General features: G+C 63.1%; 20 protein-coding genes and 1 tRNA gene. 12 read left to right on the forward strand and 9 right to left on the reverse strand.

The genetic code is table 11. The features are described 5' to 3' along the window. Nucleotides 1–188 precede the first annotated feature (188 nt). The 6 genes from BMY69_RS08480 to BMY69_RS08520 all read left to right on the forward strand — a co-directional run bounded on the left by BMY69_RS08480 (nt 189) and on the right by BMY69_RS08520 (nt 8,838). Nucleotides 189–1,715, forward strand: a complete 1,527-nt coding sequence (locus BMY69_RS08480) for a recombinase family protein (RefSeq protein ID WP_090177116.1) — start codon at nt 189–191, stop codon at nt 1,713–1,715. A 1,329-nt stretch (nt 1,716–3,044) separates the two neighbouring features. Further along, the gene (locus tag BMY69_RS08490) at nt 3,045–3,491 is read left to right on the forward strand and encodes a hypothetical protein (protein WP_090177121.1); all 447 of its coding nucleotides are present in this window, start codon (nt 3,045–3,047) and stop codon (nt 3,489–3,491) included. A gap of 210 nt (nt 3,492–3,701) precedes the next feature. After that, nucleotides 3,702–4,997, forward strand: coding sequence for a hypothetical protein (locus tag BMY69_RS08495; protein ID WP_090177123.1), 1,296 nt, complete (start codon nt 3,702–3,704; stop codon nt 4,995–4,997). Then, nucleotides 4,997–7,126, forward strand: a complete 2,130-nt coding sequence (locus BMY69_RS08505; RefSeq protein ID WP_143070434.1) for a hypothetical protein — start codon at nt 4,997–4,999, stop codon at nt 7,124–7,126. The genes BMY69_RS08495 and BMY69_RS08505 overlap by 1 nt, the downstream gene beginning before the upstream one ends. A 637-nt stretch (nt 7,127–7,763) precedes the next feature. Further along, the gene (locus BMY69_RS08515) at nt 7,764–8,330 is read left to right on the forward strand and encodes a type II toxin-antitoxin system MqsA family antitoxin (protein ID WP_090177134.1); all 567 of its coding nucleotides are present in this window, start codon (nt 7,764–7,766) and stop codon (nt 8,328–8,330) included. After that, nucleotides 8,323–8,838 carry a protein-export chaperone SecB gene (locus BMY69_RS08520; protein ID WP_090177137.1) on the forward strand — a complete coding sequence of 172 codons (516 nt, stop codon included), beginning with the start codon at nt 8,323–8,325 and terminating at the stop codon, nt 8,836–8,838. The genes BMY69_RS08515 and BMY69_RS08520 overlap by 8 nt, the downstream gene beginning before the upstream one ends. A gap of 337 nt (nt 8,839–9,175) precedes the next feature. Here BMY69_RS08520 and BMY69_RS08525 read toward each other — a convergent pair whose 3' ends face one another. Further along, a complete protein-coding gene (locus tag BMY69_RS08525; protein ID WP_143070435.1) occupies nt 9,176–9,586 on the reverse strand; it encodes a hypothetical protein in 411 nt (136 codons plus the stop codon). A 261-nt stretch (nt 9,587–9,847) separates the two neighbouring features. Here BMY69_RS08525 and BMY69_RS08530 point away from each other — a divergent pair, with 261 nt between their 5' ends. Then, nucleotides 9,848–10,486 (forward strand): outer membrane beta-barrel protein, encoded by a 639-nt coding sequence (locus BMY69_RS08530; RefSeq protein WP_090177141.1) that lies wholly within the window; start codon nt 9,848–9,850, stop codon nt 10,484–10,486. Nucleotides 10,487–10,752: 266 nt separating this feature from the next. Here the strand turns inward: BMY69_RS08530 and BMY69_RS19315 are convergent, their stop codons facing one another. The 3 genes from BMY69_RS19315 to chrA form a co-directional block, all read right to left on the reverse strand. Beyond that, nucleotides 10,753–11,265: a hypothetical protein gene (locus tag BMY69_RS19315; protein ID WP_143070436.1), complete on the reverse strand. Its 513-nt coding sequence runs from the start codon at nt 11,263–11,265 to the stop codon at nt 10,753–10,755. Beyond that, nucleotides 11,262–11,510: a hypothetical protein gene (locus BMY69_RS08540; RefSeq protein ID WP_218143148.1), complete on the reverse strand. Its 249-nt coding sequence runs from the start codon at nt 11,508–11,510 to the stop codon at nt 11,262–11,264. Before BMY69_RS08540 ends, BMY69_RS19315 begins: the two co-directional genes overlap by 4 nt. Before the next feature lie 275 nt (nt 11,511–11,785). Next, nucleotides 11,786–13,309, reverse strand: a complete 1,524-nt coding sequence (gene chrA, locus BMY69_RS08545) for a chromate efflux transporter (protein WP_218143149.1) — start codon at nt 13,307–13,309, stop codon at nt 11,786–11,788. Between the two features lie 35 nt (nt 13,310–13,344). Between chrA and BMY69_RS08550 the strand changes: the two genes are divergently transcribed. Further along, the gene (locus BMY69_RS08550) at nt 13,345–13,773 is read left to right on the forward strand and encodes a low affinity iron permease family protein (RefSeq protein WP_090053795.1); all 429 of its coding nucleotides are present in this window, start codon (nt 13,345–13,347) and stop codon (nt 13,771–13,773) included. Between the two features lie 111 nt (nt 13,774–13,884). On the opposite strand, the gene BMY69_RS08555 is transcribed toward BMY69_RS08550, so the two are convergent. The 4 genes from BMY69_RS08555 to BMY69_RS08570 all read right to left on the reverse strand — a co-directional run bounded on the left by BMY69_RS08555 (nt 13,885) and on the right by BMY69_RS08570 (nt 17,917). Next, on the reverse strand, nt 13,885–14,214 hold the full coding sequence (locus BMY69_RS08555) for a hypothetical protein (RefSeq protein ID WP_090177146.1): 330 nt from the start codon (nt 14,212–14,214) through the stop codon (nt 13,885–13,887). Between the two features lie 201 nt (nt 14,215–14,415). Continuing rightward, a complete protein-coding gene (locus BMY69_RS08560) occupies nt 14,416–15,153 on the reverse strand; it encodes an SDR family oxidoreductase (protein ID WP_090177149.1) in 738 nt (245 codons plus the stop codon). Between the two features lie 161 nt (nt 15,154–15,314). After that, nucleotides 15,315–15,896 (reverse strand): TetR/AcrR family transcriptional regulator, encoded by a 582-nt coding sequence (locus tag BMY69_RS08565; protein WP_090177151.1) that lies wholly within the window; start codon nt 15,894–15,896, stop codon nt 15,315–15,317. Between the two features lie 65 nt (nt 15,897–15,961). After that, a complete protein-coding gene (locus BMY69_RS08570; protein ID WP_090177154.1) occupies nt 15,962–17,917 on the reverse strand; it encodes a formylglycine-generating enzyme family protein in 1,956 nt (651 codons plus the stop codon). A 109-nt stretch (nt 17,918–18,026) separates the two neighbouring features. Here BMY69_RS08570 and BMY69_RS08575 point away from each other — a divergent pair, with 109 nt between their 5' ends. The 4 genes from BMY69_RS08575 to BMY69_RS08590 all read left to right on the forward strand — a co-directional run bounded on the left by BMY69_RS08575 (nt 18,027) and on the right by BMY69_RS08590 (nt 20,232). Then, nucleotides 18,027–19,145 (forward strand): ribonuclease D, encoded by a 1,119-nt coding sequence (locus tag BMY69_RS08575; RefSeq protein ID WP_090177156.1) that lies wholly within the window; start codon nt 18,027–18,029, stop codon nt 19,143–19,145. A 53-nt stretch (nt 19,146–19,198) separates the two neighbouring features. Further along, a tRNA-Ala gene (locus BMY69_RS08580) sits at nt 19,199–19,274 on the forward strand. Between the two features lie 150 nt (nt 19,275–19,424). Further along, a complete protein-coding gene (locus tag BMY69_RS08585; protein ID WP_090177159.1) occupies nt 19,425–19,715 on the forward strand; it encodes a DUF1330 domain-containing protein in 291 nt (96 codons plus the stop codon). Nucleotides 19,716–19,731: 16 nt separating this feature from the next. Then, nucleotides 19,732–20,232, forward strand: a complete 501-nt coding sequence (locus BMY69_RS08590; RefSeq protein ID WP_090177160.1) for a VOC family protein — start codon at nt 19,732–19,734, stop codon at nt 20,230–20,232. A 12-nt stretch (nt 20,233–20,244) separates the two neighbouring features. Here BMY69_RS08590 and BMY69_RS08595 read toward each other — a convergent pair whose 3' ends face one another. Continuing rightward, nucleotides 20,245–20,979: an SDR family oxidoreductase gene (locus BMY69_RS08595; protein WP_090177163.1), complete on the reverse strand. Its 735-nt coding sequence runs from the start codon at nt 20,977–20,979 to the stop codon at nt 20,245–20,247. Nucleotides 20,980–21,042 lie beyond the last annotated feature (63 nt).

Consider the following 21,042-nt stretch of genomic DNA (forward strand, 5'->3'; position numbering starts at 1 on the left):
GCCTGGTCGAGCGATGGGCGGCATACCGTCAGCTCCACCCTCGTCCACCCGGCAAGTCGCCTACCCCGGCTCAGACCGGCTTACCTCCACGGAAGCCTAAGGGTGCTGAGGATCGCTCGTAGCGCCAGCCTTGATCACCCAGGGGCAGCGGCGTAGCGTGGTGAAGGCCGTCCCACCGATCGCCGGTTATGAGGCAGTCTCCCGCCCTTGGCAGGGCCACCCGAGCCACCCGCGTGGCCGAGTACGTACGCATGTCCACAGACATGCAGGAGCACTCCATTGCCAACCAGCGGTCGGCCATTGAGCAGTACGCGGAAGCGCACGGCATGGTCATCGTCCGGCACTACGTCGACGAGGGTCGGAGCGGCCTGGCTCTAGAGGGCCGTAGCGGCTTGCAAAGGCTCTTACAGGACGTAACCGAATCCCCACCCTACTCCGCCGTTCTCGTGCTCGATGTGAGTCGATGGGGGCGGTTCCAGGACGCAGACCAAGCCGCGTTCTACGAGTACATGTGCGTGATGCACGGTGTTCGAGTTATCTACGTGGGCGAACCCTTCGAGAACGATCGGTCGCCGCTGACCGCCATCCTCAAGAGCCTGAAACGACACCTCGCGGCCGAGTACAGCCGGGAACTGTCGGCCAAGGTGTACGCCGGACAAGCCCGCCTCGCTAGACTTGGTTACCACATGGGGGCGACGGCCGGTTATGGCTACCGCCGGATGCTCGTCGACGCCTCTGGCAAACGCAAGGGGCTATTGGGGACTGGCGAATACAAGGCTCTCCTTACCGACCGCGTCATCCTCGTCCCCGGCCCGATGCACGAGGTACGCCTAGTGCGCGACGTGTTCGAGCTGGCGGCTCAGGGAGTCTCCACCTACCAGATTGCTAGGCGCTTGAACGAGGCCGGGCGCTACACAGCCTCAGGGAAGCCATGGCGTGAGCAGCGTATCCGCTCGATGGTACAGAACCCTAAATATGCTGGCGCTTGCGTATACGGGCGAACGACCCAGGCCATCGACCGGCATCGTTCCGAGACACAGCGGGTTGAGACACCCAGCGCGTTCAAGCCGCTGGTGTCCGTTGAGCTCTTTCAGAAGGCCAATAATGCCCGGAAGCACCGAGGGGCCAGACGAAGCGACGACGAAGTGCTCGCGGATGCACGAAGGGTTCTTGAGCAAGAAGGACGGCTAACCATTGGCATCCTTGACCGTGCTCCCGGCCTTCTGAGCGGACAAGCGTACATGAGGCGCTTCGGCAGCCTGCGCCAGCTATACGAGCTGCTGGGATACGTGCCCAAACGGGACATCAGCCACGCAGTGATTAGGGACAAGATACGTCCCTGGCGGGAGTCGCTGGTGGGGTTCGTTGCCGAGCAGCTACAGGACCGAGGGTCCGACGTAGAGCGCCACGGCTGGGTACTTAAGGTGGACGATGCATGGACCGTCGCATTCGACACTCTGCAATCGCGACGCGGCTACGGGCATAGGTGGTGGGACATCCGGCAGGTAAACGGCAATGCCGACATGACGGTCTTTGCCCGTATGGCTCCCGATGGATCATTCCCGCTCGACTTCATTGTGATGCCCCAAGTTGCCTTCGCTGGCACGGTGACGATAGGCAAAATGCTAGTCACGGCCTCGGCCTACACCTATCCGTCGCTACGGGTGCTTCTCGACCTTGCGGAGATGACTCGGAGGGACCGGCCATGTGGGTGAGCCAGGCCACCTTAGACGCCCAGCAAGCGGCCATCCACGCTCGTGACCAACGCCTCGCAACTGAGGCGACACATGCCGCCGACGAGCTGCGGGAACTCTTGGCACCGCTCATCGAAGACGCGCGTTTCCAGGCCCTCCCGCTACACCATCCGTTCCGAGAGCAATGCCGACTAGCAAACACGTTAGCAGACTATCGGCAACCGTCGACGCGAATCATGGAGTGGCTGGCCTTATCCGGTGCCCTCCAGGCCATGTTGGCCCAGCCTGCTGCGACACGATGGCTTTCCACCCATCGAGCTGACGTCTTGGCAAAGATGCGCCAGCTGCTGGCCGAACGGGACGGAAAGACACCCTGAAAACAGCTATATATGTAGGGGCTCTTGCCGCCACAAGGCCCTACCTCGCCCGACGCCGTGCCGGGAAATGCACGGCAACTCTCTTACCAGTTTGGCGGAGCTTAGTGAAACCAATTGAGGATATAAAACATGGGTGGTGGTGGCGGACAGCCGAAGAACACGACGACCACGACGAAGACCGAACTTCCGCCGTGGCTCGCTAACGCCTATTAGGGCTTCTTCAACCAGACCAACGACGTTAACAGCAAGCCGTATCAGTCCTACGGCGGCCAGCTTAATGCGGCTCCGACCGTTGACCAGACCTACGCGCTTGAAATTGCTCGTCAGCGAGCGGCGAGTGCAAATCCTGACCAGTAGGCAGCGTTGTAGCAGCTACTTAATGGATCAAACAACGTCACCGCCACGGCTAATCCTTACGCGGATAATCAGTACCTAAACCAAGTCATCGCGAGTTCGAATTAGGACACGATCGACGCTTACAACAAATCTGCTGTGCCCTAGCTGGCAGCCCAGTTCTCGTAGGGCGGCGCTTTCGGCGGCTCTGCCATGGCTCAGGCTTAGCAGTAGAGCTAGCAGACTCTTGCCGACCGTCTTGCTCAGAACTCGACGAACCTCAGGTATACCGACCTACAGAACCAGCAGCAGCTTTGGCAGCAGGGGTTCCAGAACAAGCTTGCAGCTTCTCAGCAGAACACGCAAAACCTGCTCGGAGCATCGCAGTCCCTAACGGGGTTGAATGCCCTACAGAGTCAGTATCTAGGTCAGTACGCTGGCCTCGGTCAGATTCAGCAGGACTACGCGCAGGGCAATATCGACCAGGCTTACAACGACTGGTACCAGTCTCGATACGGCTACGACCAGCAGCGTCTTGCGAACTACGGCAATGCGCTCAACTCCGTAGCGGGCCAGTTCCAGAGCTCGGCCACCTCTGGCCTCAATCCCGCATACAAACCTCGTACAGCCGGAGGTGCCATTGCTGCCGGTGCTGGTGGCGCAGCTGCCGGTAGCGCAATCGGTGCTGCCATCGCTGGCGGTTCGGCTGGCTCAGTCGCCCCAGGCTGGGGTACAGCAATCGGTGCGGCCGCTGGCCTTGCCTCGTACTACCTTTGAGGAGAAAAAATCCATGGACTTCGTTGTTGTACTCGACCCGACCCACGCCGCCACCCGTGCAATCGCCGCTCCGGGCTGCATGCCCTGGCACCTCACGCCTGTGGGCGATGAACCTCCCTTCCCCTGCCCCACCGTGCGCTGCAAGTTCGTGGACGCCTCTGTCCCAAATTTCATGCGCGTCTCGGGCGTGATCGGTGAGGAGGATCTGGACCGACTGGTGTGGATTCCTCTGAGCGCGGTCATCACCGTTTTCGAGCGAGACGAATCGACTCGTGTCGACTCTGAACAGTCTTCCACCATGATCCATTGAGGCGGCAATACCATGGCACTTCTTGACGGCCTTCTCGGCCAGACTCCCGGCGTCAGTGCAGACGAACGCCGGTAGCTCATCAACGGTGGCCTGCTGAATGCAGGTCTCTCGATCCTTGCAGCCAATAGCCAGCCCGGAGTAACGCCTATCCAGGCACTCTCCGGCGGCCTTCTCGGCGGCATCCAGTCCGCTCAGCAGGGCGCACGCCAGTTGCAGGACGATAAGTTCCAGCAGCAGCGGCAGGCGTTCCAGCAAGCGCAGATGGACGATCAGCAGCAGCAGATGCAGCGTCGTCGTCAGATTCAGGATTTGGCGCTCAACTTCGTTCGACAGAACCCGGACGGGTCGAGTGCCTTCGATGAAGGTGGCTACACCCAAGCCTTGATGAGCGTCGACCCGCAGGCGGCGATTGAACTACATCGCAACACGCTTGCTGCCAGAATGCAGGAGCTACAGACGCAGAAGACGCAGCGGGAGCTGAATACCCCCGACCTCCGTCGCATCGAACAGGGAAACAACATCCTGACCCAGGAACAGCAGGCGGACGGCAGCTACAAGACCATCGCCACGGCTGGCCGATTTGCCCCTACTTCGGGGGCGTCGAACCAGACCGCGCTGGAACGCAACGTGCGATATCTGATGTCTCAGGGGCTTACCCGCGATCAGGCGTTGCAGGCACAGGGCATTCCCGCCCCAGGCGCCGCAGAAGCACCTACGCACGGGGCAGGCACCCCTAACGGCGATGACTTCCTCAAGTCGTTGCCGTCTGACCGACAGGCGGTAGTCCGTGCGGTCGTGGAGGGCCGTTATCCGGTTCCGACGGGTAAGGCTGCAACCTCTCCGTGGTGGCAGTCGATCGTGCAGGACGCTCAGCAGGTCGACCCGACGTTCGAAGCGGGCAGCTATCAGGCTCGTGCGGCATCGCGCAAGGATTTCACCTCAGGGACGACGGCGAAGAACATCACGGCCCTGAACACGGCAGCTCATCACCTCGACCAGCTGCTTGAACAGGGCAAGCGACTCAACAACAGCCGCTTCCCGACGTGGAACAAGCTCGCCAACTCCGTGGGCTCAGCTGTCGGCAAGGATGCCGTGAACAACTACAACCTCAACGCGGATGCCGTGGCCGATGAGCTGGCAAAGGTCTTCGCCGGCAGCGGCGGCGCCCTCGCTGACCGTGAGCAGATCCGCTCCCGCCTGGACGCCAGCCTCTCGCCCCAGCAGCAAGAAGGCTTCGGGCGTACCGCGGCCAATCTGATCGAGGGTCGCCTCGCTGGCCTACAGGCGCAGCTTGACCAGGGCCTCGGCTACGGGTCCAAGAGCATCCAGCTTGTGAGCCCCGAGTCGCAGAATTTGTTCAACAAGTTCCGTGGCGGCGAGCCCGCTCCTTCGGGCGGAGCTACGGGTAAATACACGATAGGCCAGATCATCGAGGCCAACGGAAAGCGCTATCGGGTGACGGGGATTTCGAACCCGAATGACCCGGACGTTGCGGAGGTGCGGTAATGCCTAAGCTCTCAGAAGTTTCGACGCCGCAAACGGGAAAGCTTCGCCTCTCGGACGTTCAGGCCCCAGTCCCTCCGGCCACTCCCGACCGTTCACTCGCGAGCACGATCGGTGACGCTCTCGCTCAGGGTTACCGTGACGTAAACAGCTTCGGTAACGAACTCGGCGATGCGTTTGCGCATCACGTTGCGAATATCCCGGTGGGCGTGGGCCAGCTCTACATGCACGCCGTTAAGGGTGTGAATGACGCCGTTCGTGGCGAACAGGAAGGTGATTGGGTAGGTCGCCAGACGGCTGCATACGACAATTGGGTGCGTGACCGCGAACAGGCGTACCAGGACGCCGTGCCCAACTCGGCGGGGAGCTACGCGGGTGCAGCTCTGGGTGAGGTGTTGCCCTGGGCCACGGGACTCGGTGAAGCGCGAGCCCTCGGCCTGCTTCCCACCGCTGCGAAGACCGCAGGCAAGCTTGGCCTGCTTGGTGGCGAAGGCGCACTCATGAGCGCGGCCCAACCCGTGACTAGCGGCAGTGACGGCTATGCCGGCGAGAAAGCGAAACAGGTCGGCGTGGGTGCCGCAACGGGCCCCCTGCTCTACGGTATCGGTGCTGGCGCTTCGTCCGTCGGACGCGGGGTGAAGAACATCGCCGAGCATGTGCTGAATCCGCAGGCGGTGGCCGACGCCAACATTGCTCGTCTCTACGGTGCCGACGACGCCACTTTGCAGCGATTGGCGAATGCCCCAGAACTGGTGCCCGGCGAAGTACCGTCTGCTGCCCAGGTGTTGCAGACTCCGGAAGCCGTACAGGCGGAACGGATGCTGCGGAACAACCCCGCCTCGGCTCCTGCGTTTGTGGCTCAGGACAATGCGAATAACGCGACACGCTTGGGCCTGCTTCAACAGGCGGCAGGTTCGGATGATGAGCTTGCTGCCGCTGTCCAGGCTCGCCGGGATGCTACGGCTCCGTACTTCAAGGAATACCTGTCACCGAGCAACCCGGAGCAGCGATACAAGACCGCCGTCGGCATCCTTGGAGACATCAAAGGCGAAACGTTCCGGCCGGACTACGACGCGTTGCAGGAAGCCAAAGCCATCGCATCGAAGGTCGCCAAGGGGACGCTGGACGAAGGTCAGGGAGCTGACCTGCTGAACCAGATTTCGGTGAAGACGAAGAAGGCTCAGAAGGTGTTGGATCAGGCCATCACGGCTATCAACCAGAACATGGTGGACCCGAGCCGGATCGCGAAGCAGCTCCAAGAGCTGACCAAGTCCGGCAATCCGACGGTGGCCGGAGCCGCCCGCCAGCACCTCGACCTCATCGCCAGGAATCAGGACGGCACCGGAATGGTCCCTGCCCGGGCCCTTGACGACATGCGGCAGAACATCGGAAATATGCTCTCGGCAAACGCCACCAACGGCGTCGTCGGCTCCCAAGAGGCTGCGTTGTATGGACCGGTCACCGCCAAGATTGTCTCTACTCTCGACCGAGCGATACCGGGCTATCGTTCTAACCTGGAGACGTACGCCAAGCTCTCCCAGCCTATCAACGACATGCAGGCCGTCCGAGGGCTTCTGGACCCTAACGCTCCGGGTAGCCTTAACACTGGTGGCGATCCACAGCTTGCGGTTGCTCGTGTAAAGCAGGCGCTCCGTTCCGACGATCGGGCCAACTACGGGTTGAGTGACCCAGCTCGACAACAGTTAGAGAACGTCAGGGACAGCCTCCTCCGTCGCGGGATCTCCGATCAGAAGATCGCAGCGGCGGGTCCGGGCACCGCAGCCGACATGCAGGCCCAGGGACTACTCTCAGGAGCGATATTTGGCCGGACCCTAGGTAACCGCGGGGGCTGGCTCGGTCGCTCTGTAGGGAGTGGCCTGGGCGGGCTCCTAGGATCATCTGTCGGTGGCATCGAGGGTGGCCTCTTGGGGTCCAGCATCGGACTGGGCCTCAGCGACGCGATTGGGGCCGCAAACAACCGGGTCGTGGCCAAAACCGGCCAGGCGGCGGCGGATGCGAAGGCCACGGCGGAAGCCATCCAGCGGTGGCTCGGGCGCCAGCCGACCAAGGGCGACGGTGGGCTGCTGGGGTATTACCTGTACGGCCTGCCTGCGGCGACGCAGACACCCTAACTTTGTCGCTTGAGCCATGCCGCCACCACGGCGTAAGCGGGGGCGGGAGGAAGAACATCGGTTGCCTCCCGCCAGAGGTTTCAAGCAAAACACGGCCAGACGTGACGCCAAGTGGACCGTTCGACCACCCGTCGAGGGACTCTCGGGCCTGATAACCAAATGAATTTTCTTTCAGATCAATAGCTTAAATGCACTATCTTGAACTCAGAAAAATTGGTGATACAAAGAGTTAAGACGGCTTGTTGCCGACAAAATCCTCACGCGATCATCGCGCGTGGCCCCCAAAACTAACCACCATGGTTGATTTCTGGTGCACGGACGCCCAATATACGATCTCGACAGGGTTAGGGCCGCAGGCGCCAAGGGACATGTGGCGCTCTTGCGAGGTGCTCAGCGCGACTATCAGGAGCTTGGATATGGACTGGCCGACGTTCACCACTGCATCGCTGACCTCACGCTTGGTGACTTTCACCACTCGGTAGACATCGAAGGCGTCCAATACGACGTCTACTATCCGCGCTACCGTGGGCCCAATGGTCCTAAAGACGAACTCTACGTGAAGCTAGCCGAACGGAGCGGGACGACAGTCCCGCAAGTTGTCGTGGCTTCGTTTCACCTACAACGGAAGAATTGAACAATGACTGCTAAGTGCCTGCTGTGCGAGCGCGGTGAGCTCCGGTCGGCTGTGGTTACTGAAACCATCCGATATGACGGCACCGAGCTTCAGGTGCCGGGTGTCGAAATATCGGTGTGCTCGGTATGTGGCGAAGAACTGGTTTTGCCTGAGCAGGCGAAGGCCAACGAGGTCAAATTTGCAGACGCCAAGCGCGCCCACGACGGCTTCTTTACGTCGAGCGAGATCGTCGCTTGGCGTAAGCGTCACGCACTGACCCAGCAGGAGGCTGCGGTTTTGATTGGGGGCGGCGTGAATGCGTTTTCCAAGTATGAGCGTGGTGAGGTGATCCAGACTCAGGCCGTCGACCGCTTGATGCGGTCACTCGACCACTTCCCGGCCATGATCCACTTCCTTCGGAAAGAGGCTGGGGTAACGGTCGAATCTAACGTCGTCTTAGAACGAGACGACAAGACCGTTGTGGCGCTCCACCTTTGGAAGGTGACCAAGACAATCCAGCCTGCGAATGATTCCTCGACACCCTGGGGCGATGATGTAGAGCTTGAGATCCCGGAGGAAGCGTATGGTTGAGGCGGAGTTCCCTCACGGCTACCTTCAGATCAACGACCTCTATAGGTGGGATAGTCGCTTCGAGCGGGAAACGGAGTTTCAGCCAGAGGTGCATGCTGGGAAAACGCGCATCCAGAGTCGCGAGAGTGTTGAGTCGGAGCTTTTAGAAGCAGTCACCGAGGCGGGCGAGCCTATTAAGCTGCTTCGCGCAAAAGTGAACCTTGGTATTCGAATCGTCTTCCTCGAGTCGCCGGAAGGTACCCCCACGACGCTGCATCTAGTCGAAGCTACGTTTGCCGTCGAGTACCTCGTTATCAGAGAACCGTCGGAAGAGCAGCTTGCTCAGTTTTGCAAGTGGAATTGCATTCATAATGTCTGGCCTTTCTGGCGACAGTATGTGTTCGATACGCTCAAGAGCGCGTCCCTTCCGGTAGTTGCCGTACCGTTCTTTCATCAGATGGGAAGGGCAAAATCGCAACGCAAAAAAGTGACGAGGTCGAGGAAGAGCCTGCCCAAAGCGCAGCACTAAGAAGACGGTGTCCTTCTAAGATTCCGAACGAAGACCATTCCACGCGGCGAGCGCCTAAACTCGCCCTCTCCAAGCCCTCCGATACCTAAATTAGGCTCGAATACGCTGCCGCTCACGGCTTCCCGCCCCAGGTGACAGGTAACGACAAAAACTCGTCACCTCAGCTACCACCCATCGAGGACGCAGGGTCTACCCTATAGGCAGATAGCCCTTATGCCTACATCCCTTGTACGTGGTGCCTTCTATGCGGTCCTATGGCGCATCTAAACTAGAGACGGATAGAGTCCAGCGCGGGGCGATCACTAAAGTAGTGATGAGTAGTGATGCGCCGCGTTCCTTATGACGGGGTTCTGACGCGAAGGTTAGCCAGCGCATTCTTGTACCCCTGTAGCAGCAAATTTCTGATTTGAATGAGTTGCTCTTGTCGGCCTCTCGCAGGTGATGCAACCACTTGCATAAGCTCTTCGAGAGGCAGTCCTTTCCCTACCTCAAGTAAGTCTCTCAGGTAGAACGCGCGGTCCAGCCCCGCCCAGTCGGCACCATCAGGGGTGCTGACCGTCGCCAGGAAACAGTTGATCTCACCGTCGACCTGCGAGTCATAGAGCTTCACCTTGCATTCGCTCGACACGTAGACAACTTCACTGATAAGTCCGTTGCGACGATTGAGCGATGAAGAAGGTACGAACCCGTGGCTCATGAAGAAGTGGCCGAGAACACCCTCCACGAGCCGCTCAAGGTCGTCATGCATGATCATTTCCCATGTAAAGACTCGGTTAGGAAGCCGAGTTTTCTGACGCTATAAAAAGGGCCAGCGCAGCCGCTTCGATTTATATCAATGATTCAAACGGTGCGCCTGCCGCCATCGCAAATTGAGCCGAATTGCCATTGACGGTCCGCCATAGGCCATCCAAGGAGGCTGTAAGGCAAATCCTACAGACACCTGTTCCGGCATACGAGATCATTCGCGCGGCGTCCTTCGCCTGACACTCGATGAAACATAGGGAGATCCATGAAGAGCGTTTTGCTACTCATAGCCGCCGGTATTACGGCATGCTCGGTATCGTCAGCCGCATGCGCAGATAACGAAGGCGCCTTTATTCAGGCGACCCTGGGCCGGGCGAATACGAACGCCAAGGACAGCACGGTTTACGGGGTACTCAGTGGTTACCGATGGGAGATCAACAAGCCGTTCTACCTTGGTCTTGAAGGCGGCTATGTCAGTCTAAACCGGACGAATTTCAGAGACGACCGCACCATTTCGTTTGTCGACCCAGCGGGTCAGCACACACTGACGAGCCAGAGCCGGCTCAAGCAGAGAAACGAAGCGCTACTTCTCGGCGTCAATGGAAAATGGGAGTTACCCGGGAGGTATTTCATCACGGCTCATGCGGGTATGGCTCGCTATCGCCAGGACATTCGTGTGCGGGCAAACGGTATCCTCGACGGCGTGGCGACGGACGGATTCAATGACCGGCATCGCTACTACGACACCAGCTACTACGCCGGCGTCGGGTTTGGCTACGACTTCAATGAGCGGGTAAGCCTCAGCTTCACTTACGATCACTACGAGCCACGTTACGAAGAATTCGGCATCAAAGAATCGTTCAAGTTCAACACTTACGGTGGAGCAGTGGAACTCCGGTTCTAAGCGGGGGCTGCGCCTTCCGAGCATGACCGCTTGGCGGGCGCAACCCACATCACACCTTCAGCCAAAGTGCCACCACGTACAAGGCACGTACGCTATCCCCGCACTCTCCTACCCCTCGACCGCCCGTCCTTTGTGGTTGGGTATCTCTGGGCGGTCCTACAGGCATCCCACACGCCAGCCTGATTGATGATCAGACGATCAACCTGATTGAGAACAACGGGTAACAATAGGCGACTGGGAGCACGCAGCACCGCCACAGATTCGAGTCACATGGCCTTGGCGACCTTCTTAGCCATGCCTTCAAGGATGGCGTCTGGTGTGCTGAGGTTGTTCGCCTCCCCCCTGTCACTGAAGAACGCCACTACGGAGGCGTCAGAGGCCCGAAGCACGCGAATCGAAACCCCTGCCCGTTCGCTTCGAAAGGTGAATGGTGCAACCCTGTAGTAATCCTGCACTTCGCCGTTGACCACGTACGCGTAGCCTTTCTCCTTGGCGTAGCTTGCAGCCTCGGCATCAGTGAACGGGGCCTTGGGGGCCACTGGGCGGTCTAGAGGGACAGCTTTCCTTCCTGGGGTGCCCGCTATAACCCGTGCAAAGATCGACCCAGCCGCGAGGCCCGAGCCGTCGCAATCTTCTTGTCCCTGAATCACGCAATCCCTAAACATCACTACCGCCACATCGGATGCCTGCGGCACCTTGTCTCGGACCGTTACCGGCACGCCGGCACAACCACTCAATACCACGGCCGCAGCCACCACACTGAGCATTCCCCTGTTCATTGCTTGCACTCCACCTTGAGAGTCTTTCGGTTGAATCCGGGTTCTTCGGAAACCATCCTGTAGCCTGCCGGGCACTCTTTCTCGGCCCGCTTGTAGCAGATAGAGAAGGAGGTGGCAGAGCCGCACTCGATCATGACCACGGGCTGCCCCTGCTGATCACTGATGCGGGTGGCGGTTGAACAGCCGCCAAGGGCGAACGCGCACATTGCGACACCGACCCACGCAACGACCGCGACCTTTCGCATGGTTCATCCCTCCCCTGTTGACTCACCCCGAGCGGATTCTAGACCGAGGGCACGACCGCGTGTTGTGAGTAATTTTGGGAGTAAGAGGCGACATCGTTGCGCCAAAGCATTGGGAGACAAAGCCGTTTAAGTCCCACTTTCGCACCAGAAACGAAAAACCGGGCGAGCCCAAGGCTTTTCCCGGTTTTCGAAAGACCCGCCCGCGAGGCGGGTTTATGTTGTCTGGCGAGAGCACGCCTTCCACCCTGTCCGCTAAGGCTCTAGCGCAACATGCTTTAGAGATGCCCGAGAAAATGCAGCGCGACGCCTCCCAGGCAGCAGAGCGCGAGCGTGGCGATCATGCCCGCCTTGAAACGGAACAGCAGGACCGCTGCTGTGACGGACAACAGGAGTGACGCGCGATCGAGACTGGCGAGGTCCGGTATCTGCAGCACGAGATGTCCGAGCGAATGCGCTTCGACCCTCGAGAACAGCGAATGCAGGCCGAACCAAACGGCGAGGTTGAGGATCACGCCGACGACGGCCGCGGTGATGGCGTTCAACGCGGCCTCCAGCGTCTGGTTGTTGCGCAGCGCTTCCATATAGGGCGCGCCGACGAAAACGATCAGGAACGACGGGGCGAACGTGACCCATTTCGCCAGGAGTCCGCCCAGCGTACCCGCGACGACCGGTGAAAGCGCACCGGGTTGGCGATAGGCCGCCATGAAACCCACGAACTGGACGACGCTGATGAGCGGACCGGGTGTCGTTTCCGCCATGCCCAATCCCGCGAGCATTTCGCCCGGAGCCAGCCAGTGGTAGTGCGCCACCGCCTGCTGCGCCACGTACGCCAGGATCGCGTAGGCGCCTCCGAACGTCACCACCGACATCTTGGTGAAGAAATACGCGATATCGGTGAAGACATTACCCGCTCCCGCCCATCCCAGGAGCACGACGAGTGGAGCAAGCCAGACGGCCAGCGACACCGCCAGGACCTTGAGCATCCGGCGATGGCACGGCAGGACATGCGTGGGAATCTCCAGCGCGAACGCGGCGTCGAGAGCCGGTAGCGGGCCGCTGTCCGGCGTGTCCATCGCGCTACCGGCCGCACCGCCTTGCAACCCTGGGACACGCAGACGGTGGCCGGCCCAGCCGATGGCCGCCGCGGCGGCGATGATCATCGGGAACGGTACACGTAGAAGGAAGATCGCAACGAACGACAGTACCGCCACTGCTACCAATGCCCTGCTCTTGAGTGCGCGCCGCCCCAAGCGAAGCACCGCGTCGAGGACCACCGCCAACACCGCGGCCCTCAGTCCGAAGAACAGGGCGTGGACGAGGCCGACGTCGCCGTAGCTGGCATAAATCCAGCTCAGCACACCCAAGGACAGCAGCCCCGGCACGATGAACAGCAGGCCGGCGACGAGGCCGCCGCGCATCCTGTGCAGGAGCCACCCCATATAGATGGCCAGCTTGTGCGCCTCGGGTCCGGGAAGCAGCGTGCAATAGTTGAGCGCGTGCAGGAACCGCGTTTCGCTGATCCAGCGTTTTTCTTCCACGAGGATACGGTGCATCACCGCGATCTGCCCGGCCGGGCCGCCGAAGCTCAGGGCAGCGACGCGAACCCAAACCCATGACGCTTCGCGAAACGATATTCCGTGACGCAGGTGGGCGGGTGTTTCGAGCGTCGTGGCGGGCATGACATCCTCGGTCGAGCGGGGTGGCATCGCGTCGATGAAACCGCGTTCGCCCATCGTAATCAGTTGCGCGATGCCTGGCATCACGAAGGCGTCGCGCCCTTCACGCCACGCCTGCGCCACGCGTCAGAAGGTATCTTCAGAAGGAGGACGAACCGATGACGAAGAAGAGTAAGCAAAGCCTTTTCACGCGCATGGCCATGGCGGTCTCCAAAGCCGCCGGAAAACCGGCGACGTTCGCCGCAGCCGCGGGCATCGTAGTGCTCTGGGGCGCGAGCGGCCCGGTCTTCGGCTTCGGGGACACCTGGCAACTGGTGATCAATACCGGAACCACGATCGTCACCTTCCTGATGGTTTTCCTTATCCAGAACACGCAGAACCGCGACACCGAAGCGATGCAGATCAAGCTCGACGAGCTGATCAATGTGATGAAAGGAGCCAACGCGGCCCTGCTCGACCTGGAACAGCTCGACGAGAAGACACTCGATGCGATCCGCCGGAATTACACGAAGCGAGCCGCCGAGGCGCGCAAAAACCTGGGTTGCGAGGATCGTCCGGGCCATGAAGCGGACGGGATCACCCACTGACTCAGGGCGGCGCGGTGCCCTGGCGAACTTTATTTGCGTCGGCGCCGCGCACCGCCACTAACGCGTGGTCGCAGGCCGCAAGACGCCGCCTGCGAAGTCCTTCGCCGTCACCTAATCGCGCTGCACATGCCACGCGATCGGCATGTGCTTCGCGTCGCAGCCGCGCGAACAGACGAGGGCGTTGTACTGTCCGGCGAATTCGAGCTTCGTGCCGTCGGCAAGTTGCAGAACCAACGCGCCGCCGGTGGCCGGGAGGGGATCGCCGATCAGCTCGTTGCTGACGACGGCGACATCGACCGAGTGGGCATCCGGCCCCCACGTCCAGCTCGCGTCGCCGCTGTCGCCGCGTATGCGTATGTCGGCGGGATTGCCCTTTTCGACGCTGATCAGGTGCCATTCGTCCCGATGACACGCGGTCGTGCCTAGCGCGAGCGCCGCCATTGTCAGTCCTGCGATGTGCCTCACGGCATTCCTCCCCATGGTCGATCTCATCTCATCGGCCGTGCAGGCGGGAACTGAAGCGGTTCCGTCGGTCATGCCTGCGTAACCCGTAACGGTCGAAGGCCGTGACATGACTCCGGGGAGGGGGGAAATCACTGCCCCCCGGCACCGGCCAGATCTGCGGGCCGGTGCCGGGCTCGATCAGGCGATATAGCCGCCGTCGATGTCGATGCTCGCGCCGTTGATGTAGCGGGCGTTCGGGCCGGCGAGGAAGGCGACCAGCGCTCCGACCTCTTCCGGCTTGCCGAGACGGCCTACCGGGATCATCGGCACGAGCATCTCCGCGTAGCCTTCGGTCATGTCGGTAGTGATCGGGCCCGGCTGCACGTTGTTCACCGTGATGCCACGCGGACCGAGGTCGCGCGCCAGACCGCGGGTCATCGACTGCACGGCCCCCTTCGAGCTGCAATAGAGCGCCGCGCCTTCGACACCGGCACGCTCGGCGCTGATGCTGCCGATGCTGATGATGCTGCCACCCTCACCCATGAAAGATGCGGCGGCTTTCGCACCCACGAATACGGCGCGCACGTTGACCGCGAAGAGGCGGTCGTAGTCGTCGACGGAGGTCTCCGCCAGCGGGGCATGCACGAGCAGGCCGGCGCTGCCGACGAAGATATCGAGGCTGCCGCTCTGGCCGGCGGTTTCGGCAATCGCCGCCACGAGGGCCTTGTCGTCGGCACTGTCGACGCGCACGGCGCGAGCGCGGAGTCCGCGGCCGGCCAGTTCGGCGACAAGGGCGTCCGCCGCGGCCGAGGCGCTGGCATAGGTAAAGGTGACGTGCGCGCCCGCTTCGGCGAGCGAGCGAACGATGCCCGCGCCGATGCCGCGGGACCCGCCGGTCACCAGGGCGTTCTTGCCTTCGAGAAAACGAGTGGTCATGGTCTGGCTCCTTTTATGGAATGTTCAGTCAATTAATGGATGTAAAAAAGGGCGTCACCGCCCTGGGGTTGTTCTGCATCGCCGTCCTCGACGGACGGGGGGCCCGCCTCAGGCCCCCATGAACCGAGCATACCATTTACTTGACTAGTCAGTCCAGTAAGTTATCCCAAAGCTCGCATGGCGATCCCGACGATGCCCTCGAGCGTGGACAGATCGGCGCCCGCGCGGGCCGCGATCTTCAGACCCGACAGCGTGGCGAGCAGAAACTGCGCGGTGGCCGCCGCGTCGAGATCGGCCGCCAGCTCGCCCCGCGCGATGCCCTCGCGAATGCGGCTCTCGAAGGCGAGGACCGTCCGGCCCGCGATCTCGTCCGTCACGGCCTTGACGTCGCTCGCGAAGGTGCCGAACTCCGTGATGGCGTGGATGCCGAGACACGCCCGGGCGGTGGTGACGGAGGTCGCGTTCTTCGCGAAGCCGAGCAGCGCCTGTTCGATGCCTTCCCGCACGGAGGTCGATGCGAACATCGCCGACAGCGTCATGCCGACGCTGTCGTTCGAATAGGTGCGGAGCGCTTCGAGATAGAGGCTGCGCTTGTCGCCGAAGGTGTCGTAGAGGCTCTGTCGGCCGATCTTCATCGCGTCGAGCAGCATGGGCGTCGACGTGCCCTCGAAGCCGTGCATGGCGAACGTGTCGATCGCTCGCTGCAAGGCGGTGTCCCTGTCGAACTCGCGGGGGCGCGCCATGGCATCACCATTTCTGGAACGAAAAGTCCACAAAAGCATAGCACCGGCGACGCGGTGCCGCGAGGCTACAGCTCGCGCACGATCCGGAAACCGACGCGCGCGTTGCGCAGGTCCGCCGGCGCCCCCTGCCGGTACGCCGAGCGGACCATGTCCGGCGCGCTGCCCCACGAGCCGCCACGGATGACGCGACGCCCGCATCCCGGATTGACCCATGCCTCGCCGTTGCGCGGCGCGCGGATGTAGTTGTCGTGCCAGCAGTCGGCGACCCATTCGGACACGTTGCCGCCCATGTCGTACAAGCCGAAGGGATTGGCGGCGAAGCTCATCGTCGGCGCCGGGCCCCAGTAGCCGTCCTTGTAGCCGCCGAACGCGTTGCTCCAGCGGCGGCCGGAGCCGGAGCGATCGTTCCCGCCGGTCAGGTTCTCCAGCCGGGACGACGGTGCGCCATCACCCCACCAGTAGCGCGACGTGCTGCCGGCGCGCAGCGCGTACTCGAACTCCGCCTCGCTCGGCAGGCGGTAGGTCTTGCCGGTGCGCTTGGACAGCCAGTCCGCGTACGCCTTCGCGTCGTTCCAGGAGACGTTGATGACCGGGAGGCGATCCTGGCCGGGCTTGCCGGCGTAGTCGTCCTGCCAGGTCACGGTCGGATCGTCCCGCAGTCCACCGCTCTGCTCGTCGTAGATGCTGCCGCCGCCCTTCGACTGCGATTCGGGGACGTAGCCCGTGGAGCGCACGAAGTCGCGGAACTGACCGATGGAGATCGCGCTTCGCGCCATCGCGAAACCCTTGTCGATCGTGACTTCGTGCGCCGGCGCCTCGTTCGCGTCGTGCCCGGCCTCGCCGTCCGGCGAACCCATGAGGAACTTGCCGGTGGGAATCACGACCATGGCGGGCGCCTGTCCCGCGGAGTCGACGAAGCGGTCGGCGAAGACCTGGCCCGGCTTGTAGCTGGCATAGAGGCGCGCGTTGGTCACGCGTTCGTTGAAATCGTCGATGCCCGCCAGATCCGGGCTGATCTTCTGCGCGTTGGCCGCCAGTTGCTGGGCCAGTTCGATGTTGCCTGCGTCGAGCGCGGAGCGCGCCTGGGCGAGCATGCCCGCGGCGTTCTGCCGGCGCATGCCCTCGATGCGGCCACGCGTGTCCTGCAGGGCTTGCGATTCGGGCTCGATCGCGGCGGCCTCGGCCAGCGCCGCGTCGGCCGTGCCGAAGTCGTTCTGCGCGACCGCGGCGAGCGCTCTGTCGAGCACGGTGCGCTGGACGTTGGTGATGCCCTGCTCCGCCACCGCGTTCTGCGGATCGATCTCGAGCACCTCGCGATACGTGTCGAGCGCGCTGTCGCCGCGCGGCTGCGTGGCCTTGCCTTCCTGCAGTTGCGACGCGGCCTTGCCGAGCATCGGCCGCACCTTGTCGAGCACCGCGAGCTTCTGCTGCAGGGGTGCCGCATCGGTGGACGAAGACGGCAGCGCCTTGAGCGCGCCGAGGGATTCGCGCGCGGCGTCGGCATCGCCCAGCGCGATGTCCTGCTCGATTTCCGCCGCGAGTCGCGCGCGAACCTCGCTCAGGCCGGCGAGCGCCCGCTGGCTATCCGATTTCTCTTTCAGGGCGAGTTCGAAAAGCGCGGCGGCGCTGTCCTTGCCGCCCACCAGCCGATCGCCCGCCAGCGCCTTGTCGCCGCGGTCGAGCAAGGCGGTGAGCTCCGGCGAATCCGGGGTCTTCTGCGCCGGCAGCTCGACATCCTGCGTCTTCTCCCTGCGCCGTGCCGCGATCACCGAGGCCGGCGCCAGCATGATCGGCGGCCCGGCGTCGATTTCGGAAACCTGCGACGGCGGCGCGGCCTGCGGACGCTGGTCGAAGCCCATCACCGTCGGTTGGCCGCGCAGGGGCGTGCGCGCAGTGCGCTGGGTGGGCTGGACGTGCAGCGCCTGCGGGAAGAAGTGATAGAAGAGCCCGAACGCGAGCACGGCGACGCCCAGCGCGCCGCCAATGGCGCGCTGTCGGCGGACGGTCTCGGTATTCGGCATGGTGGGCGGTTCCGTGCGGGCCTGCTATCGTGCGGTGCCACCTTAGGGAATCGCGCGCGACAGGGCAACACGCACCATCGGCGCGGCCCGAGCCTCACAAGGACCCTGCATGACATCGAGCGACCTCGCTCCCCACGCTCCCTGGATCGACAGCCGCGAAGCGCTGGACGCATGGCTGGCACCGATCGGTCCGGGTACCGTCGTCGGTCTCGACACCGAGTTCATGCGTCGCAACACGTTCTATCCACAGCTCGCCCTGCTCCAGCTCGCGCACGACGGGCGCTACGCGCTGATCGACCCGCTGGCCGTGCCGCTCGGCGACGCGCTGGCGCCGACGTTCGCGGCGCAGCCGGTGGTCACCGTGATGCACAGCGCGGGCGAGGATCTCGAGGCGATGTCGCCTTTTCTTCCCGATGGTCCGCATACCCTGTTCGACACCCAGATCGCCGCCGCCTTCGTCGGCATGGGGCTGGGCATCAGCTATCGCGCGCTGGTCGCGGAGCTCGTCGGCGCGGAACTCGACAAGGGCGAGACGCGCAGCGACTGGCTTCAGCGTCCGCTCACCGAATCGCAGAAGCTGTACGCCACGCTGGACGTCGTCCACCTGCACCCCGTGCACGCCATCCTCGCCGAGCGCCTCGCCGAACGTGGGCGCACCGGCTGGCATGCGGAGGATTGCGCGCGCATGAAGCGCCGGGCGAGCCACCGCGAAGGCGATCCTCAGCCGCAGCGCGGCGTGAAGCCGGCCGCCGAGTGGCCGATGGAACGCCAGGCGCTGCTGCGCCGGGTGCTGCGCTGGCGCGAGACCACCGCGCGCGAGCTCGACAAGCCGCGCTCCTGGTTGCTCGAGGACGCGCAGGCGGTGGATCTCGTGGGCCGCCTTCCCGAGACGCCGGCCAGCCTCGACGAACGGACGCGCGGCACGCGCGCCCTGCGCTCGCCGCAGCGACAGGAGCTGTTCGATCTCCTGCACCGTCCGGTCGAGCCGGACGAAGTCGCCGCCACGGCGCCGATCGTCGGTCACCCGCTGGGCGACGCCAAACGCGCCATCAACGAGATGCGCAGCGCCGTCGATACCCTGGCCACCCAGCTCGATCTCCCGCCCGGCCTGCTCTGCGCCCGTCGCTCCATGGAAGAGTTCGTGATGACGAAGACATGGCCCGAGGCGCTCGACGGCTGGCGCCGCGAGGTGCTGTTCGACCGGCTGTCGCCGCTGCTGCCGGACTGATGCATCCGACCCGTTGGCAGACGCGTTCGCCGCTGATATAGTTCGCGCTTCGTGGGGCGGTAGCTCAGCTGGGAGAGCGTCGCGTTCGCAATGCGAAGGTCGGGAGTTCGATCCTCCTCCGCTCCACCAATCATCCCGCCAGGAAAGCGTGCTCCGCGTCGTCGCGTAGCGCGCTTTCTTGCTTTCGGGCCGAAGGAACGCCCTCGGGCGCCCGGTTCGTCCAATACCGCCCAGCGGCGCGGCGCGAGACTCGCGCCACCCCCACTGCCGAGCCGCCCCATGACCGCGTACGTCGTCTTCATTCGCGAGAGCACCCAGGATCCGGACGAACTCGCCGCGTACAACGCCACGGTGAAGCCGAGCTTCGAAGGCCACCCGATCGCGTTCCACGCGCTCTATGGCGATTACGAGGTGCTCGAAGGCCCACCGGTCGAGGGCGTGGTGATCGTGTCGTTCCCGACGATGGACGAGGCCCGCGCGTGGTACCACAGCCCGGCGTACCAGGCCGTCGCGCAGCACCGCTTCAAAGGCGCGACGTACCGCTCCATCCTCGTCCAGGGCGTCGATTGATCACACGGAGCCAGCCATGAGCACATTGCTGCCAGCAAGCGCGGAAGGGGAGAAGTTCGGACCCCTGCCCTTTCCCGTCACCTTCGAGATCGTCGTGATCCCGGTCGCGGACGTCGACCGTGCGAAGGACTTCTACGCGCGGCTGGGCTGGCGATTCGACATCGATTACCAGGACGAGCACGGCTTTCGCGTGATCCAGTACACGCCGCCGGGTTCGGGCTGCTCGCTGATGTTCGGTGAGAAGATGACGACCGCGACACCGGGCTCCGTGCAGGGCCTGCATCTGGTCGTTCCGGACATCGTGCGTGCGCACGACGAGTTCACTCGCCGCGGCGTCGACGTGAGCGACATCTTCCACGACGCCTATGGCGTGTTCCACCGACCCGCCGGCGAGAACCGCGTCAGCGGTCCCGCCGAGGGTCGCAAGAGCTACGGCTCGTTCCTTTCCTTCCACGACCCCGATGGCAACGAGTGGATCGTGCAGGAAGTCACCGACCGGCTGCCCGGTCGCGTGTGAGTCGCGAACCGCTCACCAGGGCAGCGTCTTGCCCAGGTGGGTGAACGTGCCGGTCGGGCCATCGTCGGCCAGCAACGCCATGCCGACGCTGCTCTTCGCGCCGGTCGGCACGTCGATCTCGCCCTGACCGCCGTTCATGTCGGTCTGCACGTAGCCCGGGTGGATGGCGTTGACCTTGATCGGCGTGTCGCGCAGTTCGTAGGCGAGATGGATCGTCCACGCGTTCAGGGCGCTCTTGGAGGCGTCGTACGCCGGCACCTTGAAGCCATAGACCGGCGACGCGGGGTCGACGTGCATGGCCAGCGAGCCCAGCACGCTCGACACGTTCACGATACGTGCCGACGGTGACTTCTTCAGCAGCGGCAGGAAGGCCTGGGTGACGCCGACCACCGCGAAGAGGTTCGTGTCGAACGTCTCCCGCCACGTGGCCAGCGACTGTTCCGAGGGCGCCTTGCCGATGTCGTCGAGGAAGATGCCCGCGTTGTTGACGAGAATGTCCAGCCGTCCGAACCGGGCCTCGACGTCCGCGACGGCCTTTGCGATGCTCTTCGGATCCGCGACGTCGAGCACCAGCGCCTCCACGGGAAGGCCCGTCGAGGCCAGCGCCGCGACGGCTTCCTTCGTGCGTCCCGGATCGCGTCCGGCAAGCAACGTCAGCACCCCGGCTTCGGCGAGCTGCTTCACCGTCTCGCGGCCGATGCCGCGCGTGGCGCCCGTGACGAGCGCGATCTTCTGCGATGTGTTCATGCTGATCCTTCTCGGATGGGTTCGGGAGGAACGGCCGGAACGGCCGCCACCACCGGTCGACAT

The organism is Luteibacter sp. UNC138MFCol5.1, from assembly GCF_900110505.1.
Lineage (GTDB): Bacteria > Pseudomonadota > Gammaproteobacteria > Xanthomonadales > Rhodanobacteraceae > Luteibacter.